The organism is Ruegeria sp. BB6 (assembly GCF_056539385.1).
Window position 1 is genome coordinate 488,132 of sequence record NZ_JBQFUW010000001.1, and the last position, 23,810, is coordinate 511,941.

The 23,810-nt window shown below is 57.4% G+C and carries 23 protein-coding genes, 1 tRNA gene and 1 pseudogene; 9 read left to right on the forward strand and 16 right to left on the reverse strand.

The annotated features are described in order from the left end of the window. Nucleotides 1-91 precede the first annotated feature (91 nt). The gene (locus tag ACR0B7_RS02375; protein WP_170486402.1) at nt 92-373 is read left to right on the forward strand and encodes a hypothetical protein; all 282 of its coding nucleotides are present in this window, start codon (nt 92-94) and stop codon (nt 371-373) included. Here ACR0B7_RS02375 and ACR0B7_RS02380 read toward each other — a convergent pair. The 8 genes from ACR0B7_RS02380 to ACR0B7_RS02415 form a co-directional block, all read right to left on the reverse strand. After that, entirely contained in the window at nt 363-1,142 is a 780-nt protein-coding gene (locus ACR0B7_RS02380) for an alpha/beta fold hydrolase (protein ID WP_170486401.1), read from the reverse strand. The genes ACR0B7_RS02375 and ACR0B7_RS02380 overlap by 11 nt on opposite strands. 58 nt (nt 1,143-1,200) lie before the next feature. Beyond that, the gene (locus tag ACR0B7_RS02385) at nt 1,201-2,346 is read right to left on the reverse strand and encodes an iron-containing alcohol dehydrogenase (RefSeq protein ID WP_170486400.1); all 1,146 of its coding nucleotides are present in this window, start codon (nt 2,344-2,346) and stop codon (nt 1,201-1,203) included. Continuing rightward, on the reverse strand, nt 2,343-3,725 hold the full coding sequence (locus ACR0B7_RS02390; protein WP_170486399.1) for an aldehyde dehydrogenase family protein: 1,383 nt from the start codon (nt 3,723-3,725) through the stop codon (nt 2,343-2,345). Before ACR0B7_RS02390 ends, ACR0B7_RS02385 begins: the two co-directional genes overlap by 4 nt. Before the next feature lie 96 nt (nt 3,726-3,821). Beyond that, the gene (locus ACR0B7_RS02395) at nt 3,822-5,171 is read right to left on the reverse strand and encodes a glutamine synthetase family protein (protein WP_170486398.1); all 1,350 of its coding nucleotides are present in this window, start codon (nt 5,169-5,171) and stop codon (nt 3,822-3,824) included. Between the two features lie 54 nt (nt 5,172-5,225). Next, nucleotides 5,226-6,260, reverse strand: coding sequence for a TRAP transporter substrate-binding protein (locus ACR0B7_RS02400; protein ID WP_170382457.1), 1,035 nt, complete (start codon nt 6,258-6,260; stop codon nt 5,226-5,228). A 51-nt stretch (nt 6,261-6,311) separates the two neighbouring features. Next, the gene (locus ACR0B7_RS02405; protein ID WP_170382455.1) at nt 6,312-7,631 is read right to left on the reverse strand and encodes a TRAP transporter large permease subunit; all 1,320 of its coding nucleotides are present in this window, start codon (nt 7,629-7,631) and stop codon (nt 6,312-6,314) included. Continuing rightward, entirely contained in the window at nt 7,628-8,200 is a 573-nt protein-coding gene (locus ACR0B7_RS02410; RefSeq protein WP_170486397.1) for a TRAP transporter small permease subunit, read from the reverse strand. Before ACR0B7_RS02410 ends, ACR0B7_RS02405 begins: the two co-directional genes overlap by 4 nt. Before the next feature lie 8 nt (nt 8,201-8,208). Continuing rightward, nucleotides 8,209-8,985 carry an N-formylglutamate amidohydrolase gene (locus tag ACR0B7_RS02415; protein WP_170486396.1) on the reverse strand — a complete coding sequence of 259 codons (777 nt, stop codon included), beginning with the start codon at nt 8,983-8,985 and terminating at the stop codon, nt 8,209-8,211. A gap of 140 nt (nt 8,986-9,125) precedes the next feature. Between ACR0B7_RS02415 and ACR0B7_RS02420 the strand changes: the two genes are divergently transcribed. Continuing rightward, nucleotides 9,126-9,989 carry a MurR/RpiR family transcriptional regulator gene (locus ACR0B7_RS02420; RefSeq protein WP_480680840.1) on the forward strand — a complete coding sequence of 288 codons (864 nt, stop codon included), beginning with the start codon at nt 9,126-9,128 and terminating at the stop codon, nt 9,987-9,989. Between the two features lie 838 nt (nt 9,990-10,827). On the opposite strand, the gene ACR0B7_RS02425 is transcribed toward ACR0B7_RS02420, so the two are convergent. Further along, nucleotides 10,828-11,502, reverse strand: coding sequence for a TIGR04283 family arsenosugar biosynthesis glycosyltransferase (locus ACR0B7_RS02425; protein ID WP_170486395.1), 675 nt, complete (start codon nt 11,500-11,502; stop codon nt 10,828-10,830). Between the two features lie 72 nt (nt 11,503-11,574). On the opposite strand from ACR0B7_RS02425, the gene ygfZ reads away from it, so the two are divergent. After that, a complete protein-coding gene (gene ygfZ / locus ACR0B7_RS02430; protein ID WP_170486394.1) occupies nt 11,575-12,312 on the forward strand; it encodes a CAF17-like 4Fe-4S cluster assembly/insertion protein YgfZ in 738 nt (245 codons plus the stop codon). 104 nt (nt 12,313-12,416) lie between these two features. Continuing rightward, a complete protein-coding gene (locus ACR0B7_RS02435) occupies nt 12,417-13,361 on the forward strand; it encodes an ABC transporter transmembrane domain-containing protein (RefSeq protein ID WP_170486393.1) in 945 nt (314 codons plus the stop codon). A gap of 56 nt (nt 13,362-13,417) precedes the next feature. Here ACR0B7_RS02435 and efp read toward each other — a convergent pair whose 3' ends face one another. After that, the gene (efp, locus tag ACR0B7_RS02440) at nt 13,418-13,981 is read right to left on the reverse strand and encodes an elongation factor P (RefSeq protein WP_170325421.1); all 564 of its coding nucleotides are present in this window, start codon (nt 13,979-13,981) and stop codon (nt 13,418-13,420) included. Between the two features lie 218 nt (nt 13,982-14,199). Between efp and ACR0B7_RS02445 the strand changes: the two genes are divergently transcribed. Then, nucleotides 14,200-14,520 (forward strand): DUF6280 family protein, encoded by a 321-nt coding sequence (locus tag ACR0B7_RS02445; RefSeq protein WP_037310273.1) that lies wholly within the window; start codon nt 14,200-14,202, stop codon nt 14,518-14,520. Between the two features lie 182 nt (nt 14,521-14,702). Then, a complete protein-coding gene (locus ACR0B7_RS02450; RefSeq protein WP_170486392.1) occupies nt 14,703-16,160 on the forward strand; it encodes a cobyric acid synthase in 1,458 nt (485 codons plus the stop codon). A 3-nt stretch (nt 16,161-16,163) separates the two neighbouring features. Here ACR0B7_RS02450 and ACR0B7_RS02455 read toward each other — a convergent pair whose 3' ends face one another. From ACR0B7_RS02455 to ACR0B7_RS02465, 3 genes are all read right to left on the reverse strand, one after another. After that, entirely contained in the window at nt 16,164-16,892 is a 729-nt protein-coding gene (locus ACR0B7_RS02455) for a hypothetical protein (protein WP_170486391.1), read from the reverse strand. A 74-nt stretch (nt 16,893-16,966) separates the two neighbouring features. Then, nucleotides 16,967-18,385, reverse strand: a complete 1,419-nt coding sequence (locus ACR0B7_RS02460; RefSeq protein WP_170382435.1) for a TolC family outer membrane protein — start codon at nt 18,383-18,385, stop codon at nt 16,967-16,969. 95 nt (nt 18,386-18,480) lie between these two features. Next, entirely contained in the window at nt 18,481-19,134 is a 654-nt protein-coding gene (locus ACR0B7_RS02465; protein ID WP_170486390.1) for a protein-L-isoaspartate O-methyltransferase family protein, read from the reverse strand. A 227-nt stretch (nt 19,135-19,361) separates the two neighbouring features. On the opposite strand from ACR0B7_RS02465, the gene ACR0B7_RS02470 reads away from it, so the two are divergent. From ACR0B7_RS02470 to ACR0B7_RS02480, 3 genes and pseudogenes are all read left to right on the forward strand, one after another. After that, nucleotides 19,362-19,435 (forward strand) — tRNA-Cys (locus tag ACR0B7_RS02470). A 259-nt stretch (nt 19,436-19,694) separates the two neighbouring features. Next, a pseudogene (locus ACR0B7_RS02475) lies at nt 19,695-20,140 on the forward strand (transposase); the annotation flags it as partial. A gap of 114 nt (nt 20,141-20,254) precedes the next feature. Continuing rightward, entirely contained in the window at nt 20,255-21,163 is a 909-nt protein-coding gene (locus ACR0B7_RS02480) for an amino acid ABC transporter substrate-binding protein (protein WP_170486372.1), read from the forward strand. A gap of 598 nt (nt 21,164-21,761) precedes the next feature. Here the strand turns inward: ACR0B7_RS02480 and ACR0B7_RS02485 are convergent. From ACR0B7_RS02485 to ACR0B7_RS02495, 3 genes are read right to left on the reverse strand one after another with little or no spacing between them, the layout of a single operon-like run. Continuing rightward, nucleotides 21,762-22,634: an NAD(P)-dependent oxidoreductase gene (locus tag ACR0B7_RS02485; protein ID WP_170486371.1), complete on the reverse strand. Its 873-nt coding sequence runs from the start codon at nt 22,632-22,634 to the stop codon at nt 21,762-21,764. 14 nt (nt 22,635-22,648) lie between these two features. Next, nucleotides 22,649-23,611 (reverse strand): 2-hydroxyacid dehydrogenase, encoded by a 963-nt coding sequence (locus ACR0B7_RS02490; RefSeq protein WP_170486370.1) that lies wholly within the window; start codon nt 23,609-23,611, stop codon nt 22,649-22,651. Between the two features lie 4 nt (nt 23,612-23,615). Continuing rightward, nucleotides 23,616-23,810: a hypothetical protein gene (locus tag ACR0B7_RS02495; protein ID WP_170486369.1), complete on the reverse strand. Its 195-nt coding sequence runs from the start codon at nt 23,808-23,810 to the stop codon at nt 23,616-23,618.

Genomic DNA, 23,810 nt, shown 5'->3' on the forward strand with positions numbered 1-23,810 from the left:
TTACCCTCAAACCGTCATTCAAGAACGACTTTTGAGGTTCTCGAGCGTCCAAGACCCAATAAGACCAATGGATTTTGAACGGGAGGACGACATGAAAACACTAACCCTCGGGCTGGCGCTGGCATTGCTGGCCAGCCAAGCAACCGCACAGCAGACGCTCAGCACCGCATCGCCAATTCCGGATGGGGCCGAGACCCGGTTCTGCTATTACGGCGGCATGGCTTATTCGATGGACGCGTTCGTGGTGATTTTCGGCGACAACACCGTGACCGACACGATCAGCACGCGCGAGGAGCACCTGCTGCGCTGCGTCAAGAACGACGATGGCTCGCTCAGTTGGAAACCCCAGAGCAGCTTCCAGATCAGCCGGTGACACCCGGCATCTGATCCAGCCAGTCTGCGATCTGTCCGGCCGGGCCTTCCCAGCCGGGCTCCATGAACAGAAAATGCGCGTGGTTTTCCACGGGCAGAAAGGTCGCGCGGTCTCCGTACAGATTGGCCAGCGCGCGGCAGGTGTTGGGGTTCACGGCCCGGTCCTCGGTGCCCGAGACGATAAGCACGGGGCAGTCAACCTTGTCCCTGTCCACCTTCATCGCGTGGTGGTCGTCGAACATCCAAAAGAACATCTCGAACATCACCCGCCCGCTTTCGGGGCCGAGCTGGTCGAACACCGCGTGCTGCTGCGCCTCGGGCATCTTGTTGAGCGCAAAGGGGGCCATCAGATCAAAATCGACGCGCATGGGCTGTTTCCAGAACGCCCCACCCTCCATCAACGCGCGCGGCACGGCGCGTTCGTCGTCGGTTTCGGGCAACGTCCCCCAGGCCGCATTCGGGTTGATCAGGACTATCGCGCTGGCCAACCCCCTAGACGCCACCTGCTGCGCCACCACCCCTGCGATGGCGTGGCCCAGCAGCACCGGCTTGCTGTCCAGTCCCTGCACAAACGCGGCAATGTCATCGGCGTAATCCATGACGCTGGTGTCGGTCAGGCCCGGATCGGGCTCGGCCTTGGGGTCTCCGCCATGATAGCGCAGCGCGGGGGTGTGCACCGTCCAGCCGCGCACGCGGAAGAAGCCCGCGTAATCTTCCATACACCACGGCCCGGCAAATGCCCCGTGGATCAAAACAATCTCTTTGGTCATGAAAATCTCCCTCACCTGCGCGAAGTATGCGAGGTGAGGGAGCGGGTCTGCAAGCCTGTTACAGCGCGGCGTTGAACAGAGCGGTCAGGTTGTCCTCGGTCAGCTCGATCGGGTTGCCGCCGCAGGATGGATCGATGATCGCGCCTTTGACCAGCTCGGGGACCCGTGCCTCGGACACACCAAGTTCGGACAAGGTGCGGGGAATGCCCAGCATGTCGTTGAAGGATTGAACAAAGGACCGGAAACCGTCAAAGCCGCCGTCGATGCCCAGATAAGCCCCAGCCTGCTGGAACCGGTCGGCGATGGCGGGCGCGTTGAAGTCCAGTACAGCAGGCATACAGACTGCGTTGGTGGTGCCGTGATGGGTGTTGTAGACCGCGCCAATCGGGTGGCTCATCGCGTGGATCGCGCCGAGGCCTTTCTGGAACGCCGTTGCGCCCATCGCCGCCGCACTCATCATCTGGGCGCGGGCCTCGATATCGGTGCCGTCAGCATATGCGCGTGGCAGATAGTCTTTGACCAGCCGCATCCCCTCCAGCGCGATGCCTTGGGACATGGGGTGGTAATGCGGGCTGGAAAACGCCTCGACACAATGGGCAAACGCATCCAGACCAGTGCCGGCGGTGATGAATTGGGGCATCCCGACAGTCAGTTCCGGGTCGCAGATCACCACCGTGGGCAGAACTTTGGGGTGAAAGATGATCTTCTTGGCATGGGTTTCCGAATTGGTGATGACGCTGGCCCGCCCCACCTCGGACCCCGTCCCGGCGGTAGTCGGCACAGCAATAATCGGAGCGATGGCGTCGGCGTCGGCGCGGGTCCACCAGTCGCCGATATCCTCGAAATCCCACACGGGGCGCGTCTGGCCACACATGAAGGCAACCATCTTGCCCAGATCCAGCCCCGAGCCGCCGCCAAACGCGATCACCCCGTCATGGCCGCCCGCATTGTAGGCGGCCACTCCAGCCTCGAGGTTCTTTTCATTGGGGTTCGGGTCAACCTCGCTGAACAGGCCACGGCCCAGTCCTGCGGCCTCCATGATATCCAGCGTAGCCGTGGTGATCGGCAGATCGGCCAGCCCCTTGTCTGTCACCAACAGCGGACGCTTCATCCCAGCGGCTAAGCAAGCCTCGGGCAGTTCCTTGATCCGGCCAGGGCCGAACTTGATCGCGGTCGGGTAGGACCAGTTTCCAACAAGGCTCATGATGTCACCTTTTTCAGATGGTAGGATTTGGGACGCGTGAGGTTGTGATAACCGATGACCGACAATCCGCCCCCGCGCCCGGTATTTTTGCAGCCGGTCCAGCACAGGCCCGGGTCCAGATAGTCGGCCCTGTTCATGAACACGGTGCCGGTTTCGATCTGGTCCCCCACCCGCGCCGCACGATCCACATCGCGGGTCCAGAGGCTGGTGGTCAGGCCAAATTCGCTGTCATTCATCAGCGCGATGGCTTCCGCGTCCGAGGACACTTTCATGATGCCCACCACCGGGCCAAAGCTCTCATCCCGCATCACGCGCATATCATGGGTGACATTGGTCAGGATTTGCGGGGTCAGATAGGCCCCACCATCATCCTCGGGGAATGTCTCGATATGGGCAACAGCCCCCGCCGCGACCGCTTCGGCAATCTGCGCGCGCACCTCATCGGCAAAGCGCACATTCGCCATCGGACCAATCGTCGTCTCTGCATCCAGCGGATTGCCCAACTTATAGCCCTTCACCACCTCAACCGCCTTGGCAACGAACGCGTCATAGAGGCTCTCATGCACATAAATCCGCTCGATCCCACAGCAGCACTGGCCCGAGTTGAACATGGCCCCGTCGATCAGCGTATCAACCGCCGCATCCAGATCGGCGTCGTCCATCACATAGCCCGGATCCTTGCCACCCAACTCGGTGCCAACGCCGGTAAAGGTGCCTGCCGCCGCGCGTTCCATTGCTTGCCCACCACCGACCGAGCCAGTGAAGTTCACGAAATCAAACGCATTACCCGCGATCAGCTCATTGGTCACGTCATGGCTGAGGAACACATTCTGGAATACATCCTGCGGCACACCGGCCGAATGAAACGCCTGCGCCATCCGCTCACCCACCAGCAAGGTTTGCGTGGCGTGTTTCAACACCACCGTATTGCCCGCAATCAGCGCAGGGGCCACCGTGTTGATCGCGGTCATGTAAGGGTAGTTCCACGGCGCCACCACAAACACGACCCCATGCGGGATGCGCTTGATATAGCGTTTAAAGGTCTCATCCTCACCCACAGCGATATCGGCCAAAGACGCCTCGGCAATCTCAGCCATGTGGCTGGCGCGCTCGTTAAACCCACCAAACTCACCGCCATAGCGCACGGGACGCCCCATCATATGCGCAAGCTCCGGCACGATCTCATCGTTCATCGCGCCCACAGCGGCCACGCCCGCCATCACAAGGCGGGTCCGCTCCTGTAACGGCCGCGCCGCCCACGCCACCTGCGCCGCCCGCGCCCGCGCAGCAGCCTCAAATGCCGCCTCCGCCGACAGCACCTCACGCTCTGCATAGACCGATCCATCAATCGGTGAGACACATTTCAACATCTGCCCCATAGTCACTCCATTTCCGAAAGAAACAGGGTCCCCTGCTTCATCTGGCCCAAAATATCCCGGGGAGCGCGAGGGGCTGGCCCCTCGCTCTGACCCGCCTCAAGCCCGCTCAAACCCGCGGGCAATTTCCCAATCGGTCACCACACGCTCGAACTCTTCGATCTCGACCTCTGCCGCACGCGCATAGTGATCGACCACCTCATCCCCCATAGCCGCGCGCAACATGGCCGACCCGTGCAACGCATCCCGCGCCGCACGCAAATTGCCGGGGATCATCCCCGTTTCGCCCTGGTACACATCACCCTTTGTCGGAGGCTGCAGCTCCAGCCCTTCCTCAATCCCGGCAATCCCGGCGGCCAGCATCCCGGCCATCGCCAGATAGGGGTTCATGTCCGAGCCCGGAATACGGCACTCAACCCGCACCGCCTTGGTGCCATCTCCGCACAGACGGAAGCCCGCCGTGCGATTGTCTACCGACCAGATGATCCGCGTCGGCGCAAAGGTTCCCTTCATAAACCGCTTGTAGCTGTTGATGTAAGGGGCCATGAAATAGGTGTAGTCGGCCGCATATTTCAGCAGTCCGGCCATGTAGCTTTTCATCAAACCCGACATGCCCAGCGCATCCGATTTATCAAAAAACGCCGGTTGCCCATCCGCCCACAATGACTGGTGCACGTGGGACGAACTGCCCACCTTCTCATGATGCCATTTCGGAAGAAACGTCGCCGCGTGCCCGTGCTGCCAGGCGATTTCTTTCACCGCATTCTTGGCGATCGAGTGATATTCGGCCGTGTCCATCGCAGGCGCGTATTTGATGTTCAGCTCCTCCTGCCCGGTCTCGGCCTCGCCCTTCGAGTTCTCAACCGGAATCCCCGCATTCCACAGATGGTTGCGGATCGGGCGCATCACATGTTCTTCCTTGGTGGTCTGCAGGATGTGATAGTCTTCGTTATAGCCCGAGATCGGCTCAAGATCGCGGAAGCCTTCCTTGCGGATCTCGTCAAAGCTCTTTTCAAACAGAAAGAACTCCAGCTCAGTGGCGCACATGGCGTCATAGCCCATCGCCTTCAGCCGGTTCACCTGCTTTTTCAGAATGGACCGAGGCGCGTGGGGCACTTCCTCATGCGTATGGTGATCCAACACGTCACACATCACCATGGCGGTCCCCTCCAGCCACGGTACTGGGCGCAGAGTGCTGAGGTCGGGTTTCATGACATAGTCGCCATAGCCCCTCTCCCAACTGGTGGCGGCGTAGCCATCCGGCGTGCCCATCTCAAGATCCGTGGCCAGCAGATAGTTGCAGCAATGGGTTTCTTCCCACGCACCTGCCACAAAGTGACCGGCGTGGAACCGTTTGCCCATCAAGCGCCCCTGCATGTCGACCATGCAGACCAGCACGGTATCGATGTTTCCGGCAGAAACCTGCGCCTTCAGATCGTCGAGTTTCATATCAGCCTCATTCCCCGTTGGTCAGGGCAGGCGCTGCCGCCTGCCCTTTTGATTTTAGCCGTAGCGATAAGGCCGTCCGGCCTTGAGCATGTCGGCATTGTACTGCTTGAAGATTTCGACAACCTTCGCCTTGGTCTCGGATTCGGCTGCGATCTCATCCCAGAAGGCAACCGCCGCTTCTTCAACCGTCGCCCATTCTGCATCCGGGATCGAGGTCAGCTGCATCTTGTCACCATTGACGCGCAGGCTGGCTTCACCACCCCAATACCACCACTGACGATAGTAATGCGACTGATCACAGCAGACGCGGAACAGAGTCTGCAGGTCTTCAGGCAGTTCGTTCCAGCGGTCCATATTGGCAAAGAACGATCCAGCCCATGCGCCCGAGATGTTGTTGGTCAGGAAATAGTTGGTCACATCCGCCCAACCGACAGTGTAGTCCTCGGTGATGCCCGACCATGCGATGCCGTCCAGCTCACCGGTCTGCACCGCGACCTCGATGTCTTCCCAGGGCAGAGTAACCGGCACGACACCAAACTGGCTGAGGAAGCGGCCCGCTGTCGGGAAGGTGAAGACGCGCTTGCCCTGCAAGTCGGCCAAGCTGTTGATCGGGTCTTTGGTGGCAAAGTGGCACGGATCCCAAGCACCAGCGCTGATGTGCTTAACGCCGACCTTGGAATATTCCTCGTCCCAAATCTCGTTCAGGCCGTACTGGTTGAACAGCACCGGCACGTCCAGGGAATAGCGAGACGCAAACGGGAAATAGCCACCGAAAACGGTGACTTCGGTGGGCGACGCCATCGAGTCATCGTCGGACTGCACCGCATCAATCGTGCCCTTCTGCATGGCGCGGAACAGCTCTCCGGTCGGGACAAGCTGATCGGCGTAGAACAGCTCGATCTGCATCCGGTCACCGGCGATCTTGTTGAACATCTCGATCGCGGGGTCGATCACGTGGGCCGCCAGCGCAGGTCCGGCATAGGTCTGCATCCGCCAAGTGATCGTGCTTTGCGCCAGCGCGGGCGCGGCCAAAGGCGCAGCGGCAACACCGACCCCGGCGGTTTTCAGAAACTTACGTCTTGTTGTCATGTCATTTCCTCTCTGTTGCAGGTTCTCGTGCCGCTTCAACGGGCATTCTTGTTAATTTCCATAGACATATCCGGGCAGCCACAGGGCGATTTCCGGGAAAATCATGATGATCGTCAGCGCCAGCACCATCACCGCGACAAACGGAAAGATCGAGCTGTAGATGTCGCGCAACGTGATCTCGGGCGGGGCCATGGCGCGCATCAGAAACAGGTTATAGCCGAAAGGCGGCGTCATATAAGCGATCTGGGTGGTGATCGTATACAGCACCCCGTACCAGATCAGATCAAAGCCCAACGCACCCACCAGCGGCACGTACAGCGGGGCCACGATGACCAGCATCGCCGTGTCGTCCAGAAACGTGCCCATGACGATAAAGCTGAGCTGCATCAGGATCAGGATCATCCACGGCGACAAGCCCAGTTGATCGGTGAACAGGTTGTCGATGGCTTTCACCGCGCCCAACCCATCGAACACCGCGCCAAAGCCAAGGGCGGCCAGAATGATCCACATGAACATGCACGAGATTGCCAGCGTCTGCTTGGTGCAATCCTCGAAAATCTTCCACGTCATGCGACGTTTGACGACTGAAACGACCAAAGCCGTCAGCGCTCCGATGGCCGAGCTTTCAACCAGCGAAGTCCAGCCATTCACAAACGGCACCATCATCGCCGCAAAGATGATCAGCGGCAGTGCGCCCGCGCCCAAAAGCCGAATTTTCTCAGCCCGTGGCACCTCGTGCGCGTCTTCCATCGCGGGGCCAAGCTCGGGCTGAATGCGGCAGCGGATCCAGATATAGAGGATGAACAGGCTTGCCATCAGCAGGCCCGGAACGATCCCCGCCAGCCACAACTGCCCCACCGGTTGCCGCGCGATCATCGCATAGAGCACCAGCACCACAGAGGGCGGCACGAGGATGCCCAGACTGGACCCGGCCTGAATGACGCCCGTCACCATCGTCTTGTCATAGCCTCGCCGCAGAAGCTCCGGCAGCGCAATGGTCGCGCCAATGGCCATCCCCGCCACGCTGAGCCCGTTCATGGCCGAGACCAGAACCATCAGGCCAATCGTCCCAATCGCCAGCCCGCCATTCACCGGCCCCATCCAGACATGGAACATACGATAAAGGTCATCCGCCAGACGACTTTCCGAAAGCACATAGCCCATGAAGATGAACATCGGCAGGGTCAGCAGCGGATACCATTTCATCAGCTTCATCGCGGCCGAAAACGTGATGTCCTGCCCGCCCGTTCCCCACAGGGCCAGCGCAGCGACAGTAGCGACCGCGCCGATCGCACCAAAGACGCGCTGACCTGTGAACAGCATCAGCATCATCGACGCGAACATGAAAATGGCGATGTATTCCTGGCTCATGCCCGACGAACCCCGATTTCCCGCCCGTTGATCCGGGCTATGTCTTTGAAAAATTCCGATATCGCCTGTAGCAGCATCAGGAAGAAGCCGAACACCATGATCGCCTTGACGGGCCAGATGTAAGGTCGCCACGCGGTGGACGAGCGTTCAAGCCGCCCGATCTCTTCACTGCCGGTCAGAAGGCCAGTGAAGTATGAGATCGGCGCGTCGCCCCAATAGCCCAAACTATAGGCCGTTGATCCCAGCCCACCGTAAAACAGCACGCCCAGATACAAGATCAGCAACAGCACGGTGAAGGCGTCGAACCACGCTTTCTTTTTGTGGCTCCAGTTGTGATAGAACAGGTCCATCCGCACGTTCGACCCCAGTTGGATCGAGTATGGCCCACCCATGATGTAGTAGGTGACCATTGCGAACTGCGCCATTTCCAATGTCCACAGAGACGGCAGGAAAAAGGTTTTCGAGATCGAGGACCAGAGCAGAATGCCCATCATCACGAAAAGGCCCCACATCATGACCCGCCCGATCCGGTAGTTGATCGCATCGACAACGCGGACATATGAGCTCATGACCCGGATCACATCGCCACCTTCTTTTTGATGCCCGACAAGACACCTGCAATCCACGGCACCAGAGTGTCAGCCACAGCCGATTGCTGTTCAGGCGTTTCAATCAGGTCGTTGCGGATTTCGATCATCACGTTCAACAACCCGCGCGGCAAAGCCTGCGCGTCGAGAGTATGCGCAACTCCATCGGCGGCCGAGTAAGGCTCGTTCAGGCGGGTGACATAGGGGTTCTGGGCTGGCTGTTGAGCCATCATTGCGGCGGCAAACCGGTCATCCTCTCCGTGCAGAATGCCCAGTTCGACCTTGCGTTTTTCGCCAAGATAAACGGGTGTGAAACTGTGAACCGTGACCATCACCTCCAGCGAATCTCGGTATTGGTCCAACACATCCGACAGTGTTTTACGGAAAGGCTCGTAGACACACTCAATGCGCGCAGTACGCTCTTTTGGCGTCAGGTCCACATTGGCCGGAATGTCCCAGTCTTCACTGCGCACCGGCATGGCCCCGGCTGCCTCGGGCGGGCGGTTGCAGTCGTAAACCAGACGCGAAACGCCACCATAGACCAAGGGGGCCGACATGCGCGCAGCCATCAGTTTAGCCACGGCCAATGCGCCGGGATCCCACGCGATATGGCTTTGCAACGCGTCTTGCCCCAATCCCATATCGCCAAGACATGCTGGGATTCGATTGGACGCGTGCTCGCAGACCAGCACCACCGAAGGCGTGTCGCCTGCCAAATCCGTGTGAACGACTGTTCCGAAGTCCAATTTACCGCCCTGCGATTCCATGTGTGATCGTTGCGGAAAAATTTCCACACTCAGCAAACACCTGTCAATAATTTTCCTGTATAATTTTTCCCACGCTTGATCTTGATGAAAAATTATTCACATTATACCCCTAGCACATGCAGGAGGAACTTTTAGTGCGGGTGACAGACAGGCTGCTGGCGCATCGGGACAAGATGACCCCATCGGAACGGCAACTGGTCAGTGTTCTGCTGGACGACTACCCCATGGCCGGGCTTGGCAGTATCACCGAATTGGCCAGCACAGCTTCGGTTTCGACCACGACAGTTGCGCGGATGCTGCAGAAAACCGGGTTCGACGGCTATCCACAGTTTCAAGCCGCCCTGCGCGGCGAGGTGAAAGAGATGATTTCGGGGCCCGTCGCCAAGCGCGACGTCTGGCAGAATGACCTGCCCGAAGAACACATCCTGAATCGCTATTCTCAGCAATCCCTCGCCAACCAGAAGCGCACGATAGACGAAGTTGACCCCGAGGAATTCGATAGCTTTTGCAACTTGTTATCGGACCCGGACCGGCGAATTTTCATCACCGGGGGGCGCATCACGGGCACGTTGGCGCAGTACCTTTATCTGCACTTGCAAATGATCCGACCCGACGTCCGGCTGCTGCCGGTCGCGGCCTCTTGGACGCATGATCTGCTGGATGTACGCAAGAATGACGTTCTGGTTGCGCTGGACGTGCGCAGGTATGAGAACTCGACCATGCTGATCGGACAGTTGTGTCAGGAACGCGAGGCCGAGATCGTGCTGTTTACCGACCAGTGGCGCTCGCCCATTCACCGGTTCGCCAGACACACTTTTGCGGCCCGGATCGCGGTGCCCTCTGCCTGGGACTCGATGGCTTCGATCCTTGCGCTGATGGAATGCGCCATCGCTGAGGTGCAGGAACGGCTCTGGGACTCGGTCAAGGAACGCACCGACGAATTGGAGCAAGCCTTTGACCGCACCAAGCTGTTTCGGAAGTTCGGCCAAAGCTCTGGCTCGTGACGTCTGGTCCGACAAAGAGAACAACAGCCCGTGAGGAGTGTTGCCACGTCGTGAACGCACCGTCACTTTGTATGCATGACGTTTATTGCCGACAATCAACTGCCCCTGTTGATCCTGTTCTTTCTGATTGGATCGGTTGGAACCGGATTTCTGTTCCGTAAACCGGCAGGTCACCGCGCGTGGAAACTGGCTGATCTCGTTTGGGTCGTGCTTGGCGGGATCGGTGCCTTGGTCGCGGTTCTTGCGGGTTTGTACACGTCCGACAGTTCACGACTGGACCGGCAGATTGACGTGGCTTATGCCGCAACGCTGGCGTTTGACCGGGATGCCGCTCGGTTCCGGCTGCGCTTTTGCGACCCGGCCTATGACAAGGATATCGGGGTTCTATGCGAAAAGGTCGAGTTCCTGTCCGCGTCCACGGCCAGCAACGCAGAACTTCCTCTGTTCATCGCCGTTACCAACGAAGTTGCGCCGCTACAGGGTCTTCACTTCTTGTTTGGGCAAAGCGCACGGGACGAGCAGGACGACATACGTGCAATGGCCTCCAAGGTTGAATCCTTCGACATAGATCAGTTTCTGGTCTTCACATCGCTGGACGACAAAACTCAGGCCGCTATCGACAATATGCGCCGCAAAGTTCCGGCAATCGCCGGGGACTATGTTATTCTCGCCCAAAGCTATGACGATCTTGTTGCGCAAGTCGGAAAGCTAAAGGACGAATGGGAATACCTTCAGGCCAACGCGCATATTCTGGTTTTGCAGATCATCGCATTATGTCTGGTAAGCTTTGCTGCCCCGTTTCGGCTGGGTAAATCCATTGTCGAGCTGCGCACGACCTTCATCGCCGATACGACCGCGCCAGCCTCTCAGGGTCGGCCCCGAAAAAGTACCGAGTCAGAGTCCACAGGTTCCGCACACCCCGACGCATCCAACCCGACCTCTGATAGCGATCCGCGCTCGTGAATGCGTAGACAGGCAAGACTGTGACGCCTCTCAGACGCAAGGTAAGGGCCACGTCCTCCATCAAGGATTGGTCCGGGTAGCCGCCTGCTGCTGCATAAGCTCGTCTTGGGACCAAAAGCCCCTGATCGCCATACGGCAGTCGAAACAGACGACTGCGCATATTGGCCCAGCCCGCCACCCATGCAGGCGCAAACCCGGCAGCGCGGAAGGCCAATCGAAAGGTCGCCGGGTCGCCCGTGCGCAGATGATCGCCAACGGCTTTGCTCCAGCCTTCTTGCAAAACGGTATCCGCGTGCAGAACCAGTAGCCATTCGCCTGCCGCCATCTCGCACCCCCGCTGCAACTGCCCCCCGCGCGACGCAGCCCCGGTCACGATCTCGGCCCCGGCTTCGTCAGCGATTTCAAGGGTTTTGTCGGCCGAGCCGCCGTCTGAAACGATCAATTCCCGGATTAGACCGGCGTGCAACCCCTCCATCAGTGCCTGCAGCGCTTCAGGCAGAGTGTCCGCCGCGTTCAGCGTGGGAATGACGATGCTGATCGGCGCTGGCATGATTGAAACCCTCTGGTCTTGGCGGCGTGAACTCCTATATCACGAGGCCAAAGGAAAAGACGAGGACGTAACATGCCCAATCGCCGCATCCTGCGCTTTGGCGGCGCCGACACTGACAGTTTCCTGCAAGGGCTGGTGACAAATGACATAGCCGGGCTTGAGGCTGGGATCGTCTATGCCGCTTTGCTGACGCCGCAGGGCAAATATCTGGCGGATTTCTTTCTTGTGCGTGACGGTGACTCTGTGTTGCTGGACGTGGCCGAAGAACTGGCGGACGGGCTTACCAAGCGGTTGGGAATGTACAAGCTGAGGGCCGACGTCACGATTGAGGATAGCGGTCTGAACCTTCAACGCGGCACAGGTCCGGCCCCGCAAGGTGCCCTGCCCGACCCCCGTCATCCTGATATGGGCTGGAGAGCGTATTCCGCCGACCCCGAAGGCGACGACGGAACGGATTGGGACGCAATCCGCGTGCGGCACTGTATTCCCGAAACCGCGATCGAATTGACTCCCGACAGCTATATCCTTGAATCCGGCTTCGAGGCGTTAAACGGCGTCGACTTTAAAAAAGGCTGCTATGTCGGGCAGGAAGTCACCGCGCGGATGAAGCACAAGACCGAGTTGCGCAAGGGTCTGCGCAGAGTTCGAGTCGACGGCACTGCACCGGTCGGCGCGGAAATTCTGGCCGACGGGAAACCGGCAGGCACCCTGTTTACGCAGTCCAACGGAAAGGCGATCGCCTATCTGCGGCTGGACCGGGCCAAAGGCAATCTGCAAGCCCAAGGTGCCACGGTCACTCTGGACCCCTAGTTGTTGCCAATCCAGCACGTCCGCCGGATCAGTTGCCTTACCACGGTTTGATCAGCTTCAAGGCGCTGTCACACTGACTGCGGGCCTAAGAACCGGATGTGCATATGTTTCAACTGTATAGAGCGATCTGGCGTGCCAGTGCCGGACGCCAGATTATCCTCATTGTCCTATCCATTGCGATCGCAGGGCTGGCCGCTGTGCCGTTGGAATTTCAGCGCGACATCATCAACCATCTGACCGAAGACAACGTCGATACAGAACGCCTGATCTATCTTGGCAGCGGCATGATGTCCGTGATCCTTCTCAGCCTGGTGCTGAAGTGGGTGCTGGGCTATCGCGCCGGAACCCTGGGTGAGGACATGATCCGCATGATCCGCCAAAGACTGCTGTTGCGGTCCTCTGATCTGGGCGAAAATGGCGAAACTGTACGCAAGGGCACCATGACGACCGCCATTTCAGCCGAGGCCGAAGAGCTTGGCAAGTTCGCGGGCGGTGCGTTTTCGGATCCCGTGGTGCAAATCGGCACCCTGATCAGCGTGATCGGCTATATTTCATCAACGCAACCGGGCTTGGGGCTGATTGCCTTTTCGATGATCGTGCCGCAGATCGTCATCGTGTTGATATCACAGCGCAAAGTGAATGTTTTTGTGGCCGAGCGCGTCCGCATCCTGCGCAGCGCAACAGACAGGCTCACGACCGACGACATTGACGCGGTGGCCCGTGACGTCGAAGCGCAGTTCGATGAAATCTATAACACGCGTCGCCGGATGTTCATCTGGAAGCTGTCGGCCAAATTCCTGCTTAGCGTCATCAACGGTGCCGGCACCGTAGGTATTCTGATGCTGGGCGGGTACCTTGTTTTGCAGGGCAAGACTGATGTCGGCACGGTGGTTGCCGCGACCAGCGGGCTGGGCCGCATACAGGGGCCAACGGCCTTTCTGATTGCCTTCTACAGACAAGTCAGCGCCAACCGCATCAAGTATGAGTTGATGCTAGAACTGTTCGGCCCCAATCCCGAGAAATACCGGTATATAAAGGATCGCAAATAAAAAGACCGCACAGCGAATGCCGTTGCGGTCTTTATTACGTCCGGGCGCGCGGTCAGTTACGCGCGTTCGGAATATTCCATGGTTTCGGTGTTGACCACGATCATCTCGTCCTGGCCGATGAACGGCGGAACCATGACCTTGACACCATTGTCCAGAATGGCCGGCTTGAACGAATTCGCCGCGGTTTGGCCTTTGACGACCGGCTCTGTCTCGACGATTTTGCAGGTCACTTTCTGGGGCAGAGTCGCATTCAGCGCCTCGGATTCATAGAATTCGACCACAATTGTCATGCCGTCCTGCAGAAACGGGCGGCGTTCGCCCAGCAGTTCTGCGGGCAATTCGATCTGTTCGTAAGTCTCAGAGTCCATGAACACCAGCATGCCGTCGGATTCGTACAGGAACTGCTGATCTTTCTGCTCAAGACGCACGCGCTCAACTTTATCCGCCGAGCGGAACCGTTCGTTCAGCTTCGAGCCGTTGCGCAGATTTCGCAGCTCGACCTGGGCAAAAGCTCCGCCTTTACCGGGCTTTACGTGATCGACTTTTACGGCAGCCCACAGCCCGTCATTATGCTCAAGCACGTTGCCGGGGCGAATTTCGTTCCCATTTATCTTGGGCATAACATAAATCCTTCACAAAAGGTTGATGCGTCAGTTGTGGTCCCTATATCTGGCGTGGCTGCACCTGGCAAGACAACGAAACCTTGTGCTGCAGCTGCAGCAAGCCATGCGAATGACGCAACGCAACTATGCATATTAGGTGTATCCGAATCGCACTTAATCGGTCATAAGGACCGTCACGCCGAAAATGCAAGAGCAAGAACAACAAGGAAGACGAGATGAGAGATTTCGTTGACGGCACAGCCTTTAACAATGAGCAAGGCAACCGTGCTCGTAAACTATTCGCGGCCGTTGTGTTGGCTGCACTTGATGATGCCATCGCCGACGACAAAAAGTACGGCAATGGCCCCGAACAGATCGCTCGTTGGGCACGCTCACGCGATGGCCGCGAGGTATTGTCGTGCGCGGGCATTGACCCCAATGAACGCGTTGTCAGCGGACTGATGGAGTTCGTCGGACGCGGGGTACGCACCTCGGTCGCGCTGTCGCGCGAAGAGAGTGAGCGCCGCAACGCTGCGCAGCAGGCCGAAGCAGCCTGATCCAGACCTCTGTTCCAATGAAAAAGCGCGCTTCTGAAACAGTAGCGCGCTTTTCATTTGGCTGATCGTCTAGTGCGAACAGGCCGCGTCTTGGATCAAAAGATGCGCTTGACCGTTCTTCCGGGGCTTTTCCTCTGGTCACAAATCGGGTCATGTGCCCGACAGGTTGAAGGAGACTCGGCATGGTTCGCGCCATTATGATTCAGGGCACCGGCAGCAATGTCGGCAAGTCGGTTTTGGTGGCAGGGCTGGCGCGCGCCTATACGCGGCGCGGGCTGCGGGTGGCTCCTTTCAAACCGCAGAACATGTCGAACAACGCGGCTGTGACCGAAAACGGTGGTGAGATCGGACGGGCGCAGGCGCTACAGGCTCGGGCCGCCAAGCGCGCCCCGCATACAGACATGAACCCGATCCTGCTAAAACCTGAAACGGATACTGGCGCGCAGATAATCGTGCATGGAAAACGTGCGGGTACGATGAAGGCGGGGGACTACCGCAAAGACAAGTCCAAACTGCTGGGCGCGACGCTAGAGAGTTTTGACAGGTTGTGCGCGGATTCCGATCTTGTGTTGATCGAAGGCGCTGGCAGCCCGGCCGAGACCAACCTGCGAAACGGTGACATCGCCAATATGGGCTTTGCTTGCGCCGCAGGCGTTCCGGTCGTTCTGGTCGGGGATATACACCGTGGCGGAGTGATCGCTCAGATCGTTGGCACCCAAGCTGTGCTGGACGAAGGCGACCTAGCGATGATCCGGGGGTTTGCTGTCAATCGGTTCAAGGGGGATGTTTCCCTGTTCGACGACGGTCGCGATGATATCGCCACGCGAACGGGGTGGCCGTGCCTGGGCGTCGTTCCATGGTTCCACGATGCCTGGAAGTTACCCGCCGAGGACATGATGGACATCAGGTCGCACAGCGGAGGCACCTGCAAGGTCGTAGTGCCGCAACTGGAACGCATGGCCAACTTCGACGATCTAGACCCGCTATCGGCCGAGCCTGGCCTGACCGTGGAAATCGTGCCTGCCGGTCGCCCCCTGCCGGGAGACGCCGATCTCGTACTGCTGCCCGGCAGTAAATCTACAATCGGGGATTTGACCTTTTTCCGTGCGCAGGGATGGGACATTGACCTCTATGCTCATGTCCGGCGCGGTGGGCATGTGCTGGGCTTGTGCGGTGGCTATCAAATGCTTGGAAATACGATCGCTGACCCCAACGGCGTGGATGGTCGTCCCGGCACGGTTCCGGGCTTGGGTTTGCTGGATGTGGACACGGTCATGTCCGATGAAAAGCAGGTGACACTGCGTCAAGCGCAGGCGCTTCCAGGCCACGAGCCGGTCTCGGGCTATGAAATTCACATGGGGAAAACCCAAGGTGCCGATTGTACCCGCGCATGGCTTGAGATCGAAGGCCGCCCCGAAGGTGCCGCAGACAAAACTGGACGCATTCGAGGCAGCTATTTGCACGGGATATTTTCGTCGGACTCCTTCAGGGCCAGCTACCTGTCACAGCTCGGAGCGGTATCGAACCTGAGCTATGAAGACGGGGTAGAAGAAACGCTGGACGCGCTTGCGGACCATTTGGAACAACACATGGATCTGGATTGCCTGCTGGAACTGGCACGGACACCCACGCGCGCGTAAAGGTCAGTCCGGCTTATATTCCGCCAGCGCCCTGTAAATCTCACGGCGCACCATCTTGCGAACGTTGCGGGTAATACGCTCACCCAACACGCCCTGCAATTCCTCACGTACGACCTGCGCGATCAGTTCTCGCAGCGCAGCCTCGTCTTGCGCCGGAATTTCCGCAGGTGCTGCGACTGAGACTGCGGCGGCGGCAGCCGTCACTTCAGGGTCGCGAATAAAGGTTGCCTTGGACTCTAGGTCTTTGGGTTCTGGAGCGGTTGTGGCTTCGCTTTCGTCGGCAGAGGGTTCATCTTCAGCGTTCCACTTTAACGAGATTGTCCGCGTTCCCGAATAGTCGTCTTCGCTGTCACCGTCGGGCTCCCACTGATCTTCGGTCCGCGCGATTGCAGCCTCAAGCGCCTCAATCTTTGCGCTCAAACTATCAGCGGGATCTTTGCTGGTGGATTCCTCAGATGCTTGGTCTTCTTGATCGACAATGTCCGAGGCGCGCAGAAGCATAGGTTTAGCCGCAGCGTTGGCCGACCCCTTCGCCTCAGTCCCGGATTGAGATTGTTCTGGACCCTCGGGCGTTTCACTGACGCGCAAGGCGTCCGTCAGCACCAGTCGGCCGGGGCGTCGCGCTAACGAAGTCGGAACCAGATCAGGGATTTTCCGACCTTCTTCCCCGACTAGACGTTTGATAGAGGACAAAACGTCCTCTACGCTCCCGTTTGCGACTTTATCCGTCATTCCGCACTACCACTCTGTCCTCAGAATCGAGTGTAGCCAAACACTTCGGACCTCACAACAGTCAGAGTCGCCCCTTAGTCGCGACGCAACGCCTTGAGAACGCGATCCAAGTCCTTGCTCTGCTTGCTGACCTGCGCCGGTGCGCGCTTGACCAGATTGTAGTACAGCGTCGGGTCATAGATTTGCACAGCCAGACCCAGACGTTCGGCCGTCAGCAGACCCTGCGCCTGCAGCAAATCATAAGCCGCACGTGACCGCTCTGTGCGCGATCCAACCTCAGTCAACTGCGCGTTCAGCAAGTCCTGCTGAGCGTTCAGGACGTCCAGCGTTGTCCGTGCGCCCAATGTCGCTTCTTCCCGGATACCGTCAAACGCAACCTGCGAGGCCCGGACCTGCTCGGTCGATGCTCTCAGGCTAGCGGTCGCTGCTTGGAAACGCGCATAGGCGTCGGCAACGCCCTGCGTGATGTCTTTCTGCACGTTCAACAGGTTCGCGCGCGAGGCATCACGGGTCGCCATAGACCGCCGTACGTTCGCCGCCAGACGGCCGCCAGCATAGATCGGCTGGTTGAAGTTCAACGAGATGGACGCATCTTCAAGGTTATCGTCGTTGTCATAGCTTTCACGGATACCCGCGTCTGCGTTCAGGCTCACGTTCGGGCCAAGGTTTGCACGCTGCTGCTGAACCGCCAGGTCAAAAGCCCGGACTTCGTGCTGAGCGGACAGGATTGCGGGGTGGTTGCGCTGTGCCAGCGCAATCGCTTCCGACTCAGAAGCCGGCAGGTTGGGCAGGCTCGGCTGACCCGCCGTCGCCCCCGGCGATTTGCCGACAGCGTTCACATATTCCGCCTGAGCCCTGCTCAGGTTACCGCGTGCAATCGCGAGTTCCGCCTGAGCACTGGCAAGCTGCGCTTCGGACAGCGCCACGTCAGTGCGCGTCACCTCGCCCACGTCGAACCGGTCCTGAGACGCCCGAAGTTCTTCGGCAGACACATCGACGTCATTAAGCTGAATCTGAACTGTTTCTTCCTGAAGAACGACTTCCAAATAGGCGTTCACAGCGCGGAAAAGCACAAGTTGTTCAATATCAATCAGGTTCTGCCGGGTGGACAGAACGATTTCCTGTGCCGCTTGCTTGCCCAGAATTGCGAAGCCGCCATCGTAGATCAACTGACTCAGCGTAAGGCCGGTGAAAAAGGTCGAGGGCTCGTCCCTCACGACCACGTCATTCACATTCGAGCGCGTGTAATCCTGACTAACCTGCACGGTCCAGTTGATGATTGGCCGCAGCGCAGACAGGGCAATGGCCACATCTTCGTCCGCTGCACGCAACAGCGCTCGGTTCTGCTCAAGCAGCCCGCTTGTGTTGTACGCGCCAATGAAAGCATCGGTCAGGTTGTCGGCCCAAGCCGCCCGTCCCGGAACAACGCTGAGTGCGATACCAGCCGTCAACGCCAAAGCCTTGACCAGCTTACCTCCCGACTTAGAACTCATTACGAAATCCTCTCAAATCAAAATTACGCAGCCCTACGCGCAGTTTGCGCCTTTGTTTTCAACTAATCAAGGCGGCAGAATAATCTGTCTGCAAATTATAGCGAAAATGCACGTTCCGCGGAAAATGCCTGCAGTATCGGCGCGTTGGCGTTAAACGCATGGCGCCAAGTCACGCGACCACCGGATTTATGACCGATCCGAACAGTCCCCAGCTCGCCCTCCATGAAAAGGCAAGCGATGCGCCCATGCTCTTTAAGCTGGTCAATCAGTGCATCTGGCACTTGCTCTACACCGCCTTGGACCATGATCACGTCATAAGGGCCATGTTCGGTCGCGCCCTGCTCAAGAGGGCCGACATGCACGATTGCATTGTCCGCGTCCGCTTCCATAAGAAGCGTTTGGGATTCTGCAGCCAGGTCCTCATCCTCCTCGACAGCCACGACCAACTGAGCCATCCGCGCCGCTACGGCGGTCGAGTAGCCGATCGCCGACCCCACATCGAGAACAACTTCTTCGTTTGAAATATTAAGCGCGTCCAATATCTTAGCCAGAGTACGCGGCTCCAGCATGCTACGCCCGCCACCCAGGTCAATCAATCCCTCGACATATGCGGCCTCTCGCTGGGAGTCCGGCACAAAATTTTCCCTTTTCACGTTCAACATCGCGTCGATGATGGGGAACTTCGTTACATCGGAAGGCCGGATTTGCGTATCAACCATCGTGCGGCGCCGGGCTGCGAAATCTGTCATTGGATCGCTCTTACTATTCCCTTGGATTACCGGCTTTTGCCATATCGCGGCTGAACCGGCAACGGCCAGACGACGAAACTTTTGCCGCAGAACAGGAAATCTTTGCAATGAACCAAGGATGCTGTCGCTAAAGGCGTGGAATTTTGAGCGCAACCCTCTGGACGCCCCAGACGAAAGCTGTTAAAACGCCTGTCACACCACGGCAAGTATTTGATTTTACTTGAAAAGGCGAGTTGGCGGAGTGGTGACGCAGCGGATTGCAAATCCGTGTACACCGGTTCGATTCCGGTACTCGCCTCCAAACGAAATCAAATGCTTAAACCTCAGATAGGGACGAACCGGTACCTAAATTCGGGGAAACTTCGGGGCCGCAAACAAATCTGCGACGAAAAGGGGCGCATCGCCTCGTCTTGAAAAACGACACATTAGATCCTTGAGGCTATCGGGAACCATCAACCACATGAATAGAAGCCATGGGTAACAATTCCGAATTTAACAGCGGCATGGAATGCCTCTTCTGACTAGGTCCACCGTTATGTATAGGGATCGGAGGATAGAGAATGGCAAACAAGCGGCACAAGCCCGAGGAGATAGTTCAGAAGTTACGGCAGGTTGATGTGCTTGTCGGCCAGGGTATGCAGCGCGTGGATGCGATCCGCGAAGTGCGCATTACCGAGCAGACCTTCTACCGATGGCGCAAGCAGTATGGCGGTATGGGAACCAACCAACTTAAGGAACTCAAACGGCTCCAGAAAGAGAATGAGCGGCTTCGGAAAGCCGTGTCGGATCTGACCCTGGACAAACTAATCCTTAAGGAAGCAGGCTGGGGAAACTCCTGAGCCCCGCCCGTCGGCGTGCCTGCATCGACCTGATCCGAAGTAGGATGAAGGTTTCAGAACGCTGGATCTGCCGGGTGCTGGGGCAGCATCGATCGACGCAAAGGTACTCTCCCCGAGGCCGGGAAAACGAAGACCGGCTTGTCGCGGACATGATTGAACTGGCCCGGCCAAATAGACTGTGACTTCACCTATACTGAGTAGCTACCTAAGGTGCCAGGATGTGGTTTTCTTCCCTCGGCCAGCAACTCTTTTCATCAATAATCCGACTCCTTGGAACCTCAATGTTTATTAATCTCGACATAAGGTGTTTTGTACTTCCAGTGGGATGGAAACCAGATAAAGAAAGAAAACCCATGCGCTTGCTATCTGTACTTTTTGCGACGGCTTTTTTCGCAACCGGAGCGGTTGCTCAAACAATTGAAAGGATAACAAATAACAACGAAATCCGCTTTGGTTTTCGAACAGATGCTGCGCCACTATCTTATGTGAACGACCAAGGTCGGCCATTTGGCTTGTCACCTTTGATTTGCGATCAGATCGCGCAGAGTCTTGCGAAGAGACTGGAATTGAATGATTTAAACGTCCGGTTCATTCCGGTCGACTCTAAGGACCGTTTCGACAAAGTTGCCTCCGGAGAAGTCGATGTGCTTTGCGGGGCTGCGACCATAACACTTTCCCGTCGCGAAGTAGTTGATTTCTCAATTCCAGTTTATGTCGATGGCACGTCCATATTATTACCAATCGAGGCCGAGGGCACCTTGAGTGCGCTGGCGGGGAAGAAGGTTGGTATGAGAAGCAGCACAACAACAGAAGCATCCGTTCTCAATTCCTTTGAAGCGGAAGGTATCGATGCAAATATGGTGCGGTTCGGCTCGCACCCAGATGGCATCAAAGCGCTCAGGGACGGCGAAATCGATGCGTATTTCGCGGATCAGTCGATTTTGTTGGTCAACTACATTGCTGCCGGACTACAGGGTAAATTCAAGTTGTCCCAAGAAATACTGACGATCGAAAAGCAAGGATTGGCGATACCGAAAGGAGATTATGATTTTCGATTGCTAGTAGATCGCATTTTGTCTGAGATGTACGCTCAGGGCACAATGGAAGAGATTTTTCGCACTACTCTGCCTGGGATCGAACCCAGCGAAGCATTGAAAGCTCTGTACGTTATCGCCCCAACCAATCCTTGAGACGCATTGCATAAAACAGTTTTGTTGAGTGTCAATTTTCTTTTGCAATTTATGCTGGGGTATTCGCAAAGCGGTAGTTGGGACGAACCGCAGCGAACGGCCGCTCTGAGCCCGAAGCGGCCATTGCTGAGCCTCAGGCCAACGTCCGCTTGTCGGCAGAGGCAGAAGCCATTGCATAAGCTCTGCCTCGACTGATCACCTGCTGAATATCTTCGTCATGACATCCATCGATACCTTCACTGCCTTGGGTTTGTATTAGATGTCCACATGAGAGATTTCATCACACTCCCGTGCCTCAAGCTCATTCGTTAGCTTTTCGACACACTGAGCTGAGTATTGCGCTGTGGAGGCAATTGTGAAGTAGAAACGCTGATGTGAAGGCCCGCAAAGGCGCGTAGCCGCCAGGGTGTCAAGGCCAGCATTGTAAGCACAGTGCCATCCCGCGGATACATCAACCTGTGCTGCTTTGTTGGTGCTACTTCTGCATAAACCGTTGCCAGAGGCATTCCCGCCCTGAACAATGCCGAATTGTGAAACAAACATCGAAGTTTGGGAACCCGATTACCTCGACCCGCAGGGCGCTTCAAAATTTAGTGGTTTAGTCAAGCGCCCTAAGGCGTTTGAGAAGCGAAGAGGTGTCCCAGCGACCGCCCCCAAGTTTTTGGACATCCTTGTAGAATTGATCAACCAGCGCGGTCACAGGCAGACTTGCGCCGGTTTCGTTGGCTGTATCAAGACAAATACCCAAATCCTTGCGCATCCAGTCGACCGCAAATCCGTAGTCGAAATGGTCTTCGAGCATGGTTTCGTGTCTATTGTCCATCTGCCAACTACCAGCGGCGCCCTGGCTGATAACTTCCACAACGCAACGCCCCTCAAGGCCCGCTTTCTCGGCGAAGTGCAGTGCTTCGCTCAATCCCTGAACCAATCCTGCGATCGCGATTTGGTTGCTCATTTTTGTTAACTGCCCGGCGCCGCTCTCTCCGATACGCCGGCAGATTTTCGAATATACTTGCATGATAGGTTCGGCGGCGTCGTATACGGGCTGATCGCCTCCGCACATAATCGAAAGTACGCCGTTTTCTGCCCCTGCCTGACCGCCGGAGATTGGCGCGTCTAAAAAGCCGAGGCTTTGTTCTTTCGCGGCAGTGTAAAGTTCGCGCGTAACCTTGGCAGAGACAGTCGTGTGGTCAACAAGTATCGCGCTCTGCGACATGCCATTGAATGCGCCTTCTGACCCAATGCAAACGTTTCGGAGGTCATCGTCATTCCCGACGCAAGTCATGACGAACTCTGCACCTTCGGCGGCTTCACGGGGTGTCGCGCGCGCAGAGCCACCATGTTCCGCCACCCACGCATCGGCTTTGGCGGTCGTTCGATTGTAAACCGTAACGTCGTGCCCCGCGGCCTTCAGGTGACCGGCCATCGGATAACCCATTACGCCTAATCCGAGGAAAGCTAGTTTTGCCATTGAAGTGTCCTATTCTACAAAAGGTCTTGGGGTGTTTTGCCAGCGAAGAACGCATCTAAGTTGTCCAGCGCGCGAAAACCCATGGCGTCACGGGTTTTCCTCGTCGCGCTTCCAATATGCGGTAACATGAAGATGTTCTCGTAAGCGGCGAACTTTGGGTTACCACCCGGTTCTGTCTTAAAACAATCAAGGCCTGCCGCAGACAGCTTTCCGGTTTCGATCGCGTCCAACAGCGCGTCTTCGTCAACAAGGGCGCCGCGGGCCGAATTTACGAGTATTGCTCCGTCCGGCAGTTCGGCCAAACGTTTGGCGTTCATCAGGTCAAGAGTTTCCGGGGTAGCAGGGCAATGAAGTGACAGGAAATCGGCGACTGGAAGCAGAGTTTCGATGTTTTCATGGTAAATTGCTCCGTTTTCCTGATCGGACGACAGGCGGGTACGGTTGAAATAATGGATTTCCATATCAAACCCACGGGCTTTTTCTGCGAATGCCCGACCCACGCGCCCCATCCCGATGATGCCGAGGCGCGCACCTGTGACTTGCTTGCCAACCATGAAAGATGGGCTCCAACTGTCCCAGGTGCCCGACCGCATCAGGCGATCGCCTCGAACCGCGTGTCGTGCCGCTCCGAGCATGAGCAGCATGGCCAATTCTGCCGTTGCATCAGAAAGGACATCGGGTGTGTTTGTCACCGCAATTCCTTTTGCCGCCAAGGCCGGAAGATCGCAGTGATCAACGCCCACGGAATGGTTTGCAACAATCTTCAAGCGCGGGTCTAGCTGCGACACGACTTCGCTTGAGAAATGCTCCGAATGGCAGGGCATCATTGCGTCGACTTTCGCACTCATGGCTATGATTTCTTCCGCAGTGCCGGGTGTGTCGGCCTCGTTGAGGATTACGTCATAGTCCCGGCGCGCGCGATCGACGGTTGCGTTGGACAGCCGGCGTGGAAGCCAAAGGACTGGTTTATCGCTCATTGGATCAGTCCTTTTTGATTGCGTCTTCCCATAAGTTGTAAAGCGCTAATGCTATGACAAAGACTGCGATGCACAAGAACGGCAGACCACCCCAAAACCCGGCAAATCCTGTCGAGATACTGTGCGCGAGACCAAGAACGAAAACCATCATCAGGCCGGTGCCTACTATGCCCATGAAAATGTTTGTCAGACGTGACAT

What these genes read in the sequence shown, in the direction of transcription:
- ACR0B7_RS02395 (WP_170486398.1), bottom strand. Translation starts at nt 5,171, where the DNA reads ATGAAACTCGACGATCTGAAGGCGCAGGTTTCTGCCGGAAACATCGAT.
- ACR0B7_RS02400 (WP_170382457.1), bottom strand. Translation starts at nt 6,260, where the DNA reads ATGACAACAAGACGTAAGTTTCTGAAAACCGCCGGGGTCGGTGTTGCC.
- ACR0B7_RS02410 (WP_170486397.1), bottom strand. Translation starts at nt 8,200, where the DNA reads ATGAGCTCATATGTCCGCGTTGTCGATGCGATCAACTACCGGATCGGG.
- ACR0B7_RS02415 (WP_170486396.1), bottom strand. Translation starts at nt 8,985, where the DNA reads ATGGAATCGCAGGGCGGTAAATTGGACTTCGGAACAGTCGTTCACACG.
- ACR0B7_RS02445 (WP_037310273.1), top strand. Translation starts at nt 14,200, where the DNA reads ATGAGAGATTTCGTTGACGGCACAGCCTTTAACAATGAGCAAGGCAAC.
- ACR0B7_RS02485 (WP_170486371.1), bottom strand. Translation starts at nt 22,634, where the DNA reads ATGGCAAAACTAGCTTTCCTCGGATTAGGCGTAATGGGTTATCCGATG.
- ACR0B7_RS02465 (WP_170486390.1), bottom strand. Translation starts at nt 19,134, where the DNA reads ATGACAGATTTCGCAGCCCGGCGCCGCACGATGGTTGATACGCAAATC.
- ACR0B7_RS02390 (WP_170486399.1), bottom strand. Translation starts at nt 3,725, where the DNA reads ATGGGGCAGATGTTGAAATGTGTCTCACCGATTGATGGATCGGTCTAT.
- ACR0B7_RS02480 (WP_170486372.1), top strand. Translation starts at nt 20,255, where the DNA reads ATGTTTATTAATCTCGACATAAGGTGTTTTGTACTTCCAGTGGGATGG.
- ACR0B7_RS02455 (WP_170486391.1), bottom strand. Translation starts at nt 16,892, where the DNA reads ATGACGGATAAAGTCGCAAACGGGAGCGTAGAGGACGTTTTGTCCTCT.
- ACR0B7_RS02425 (WP_170486395.1), bottom strand. Translation starts at nt 11,502, where the DNA reads ATGCCAGCGCCGATCAGCATCGTCATTCCCACGCTGAACGCGGCGGAC.
- ACR0B7_RS02490 (WP_170486370.1), bottom strand. Translation starts at nt 23,611, where the DNA reads ATGAGCGATAAACCAGTCCTTTGGCTTCCACGCCGGCTGTCCAACGCA.
- ACR0B7_RS02450 (WP_170486392.1), top strand. Translation starts at nt 14,703, where the DNA reads ATGGTTCGCGCCATTATGATTCAGGGCACCGGCAGCAATGTCGGCAAG.
- ACR0B7_RS02460 (WP_170382435.1), bottom strand. Translation starts at nt 18,385, where the DNA reads ATGAGTTCTAAGTCGGGAGGTAAGCTGGTCAAGGCTTTGGCGTTGACG.
- ACR0B7_RS02380 (WP_170486401.1), bottom strand. Translation starts at nt 1,142, where the DNA reads ATGACCAAAGAGATTGTTTTGATCCACGGGGCATTTGCCGGGCCGTGG.
- ACR0B7_RS02495 (WP_170486369.1), bottom strand. Translation starts at nt 23,810, where the DNA reads ATGTCACGTCTGACAAACATTTTCATGGGCATAGTAGGCACCGGCCTG.
- efp (WP_170325421.1), bottom strand. Translation starts at nt 13,981, where the DNA reads ATGCCCAAGATAAATGGGAACGAAATTCGCCCCGGCAACGTGCTTGAG.
- ACR0B7_RS02435 (WP_170486393.1), top strand. Translation starts at nt 12,417, where the DNA reads ATGTTTCAACTGTATAGAGCGATCTGGCGTGCCAGTGCCGGACGCCAG.
- ACR0B7_RS02385 (WP_170486400.1), bottom strand. Translation starts at nt 2,346, where the DNA reads ATGAGCCTTGTTGGAAACTGGTCCTACCCGACCGCGATCAAGTTCGGC.
- ygfZ (WP_170486394.1), top strand. Translation starts at nt 11,575, where the DNA reads ATGCCCAATCGCCGCATCCTGCGCTTTGGCGGCGCCGACACTGACAGT.
- ACR0B7_RS02405 (WP_170382455.1), bottom strand. Translation starts at nt 7,631, where the DNA reads ATGAGCCAGGAATACATCGCCATTTTCATGTTCGCGTCGATGATGCTG.
- ACR0B7_RS02375 (WP_170486402.1), top strand. Translation starts at nt 92, where the DNA reads ATGAAAACACTAACCCTCGGGCTGGCGCTGGCATTGCTGGCCAGCCAA.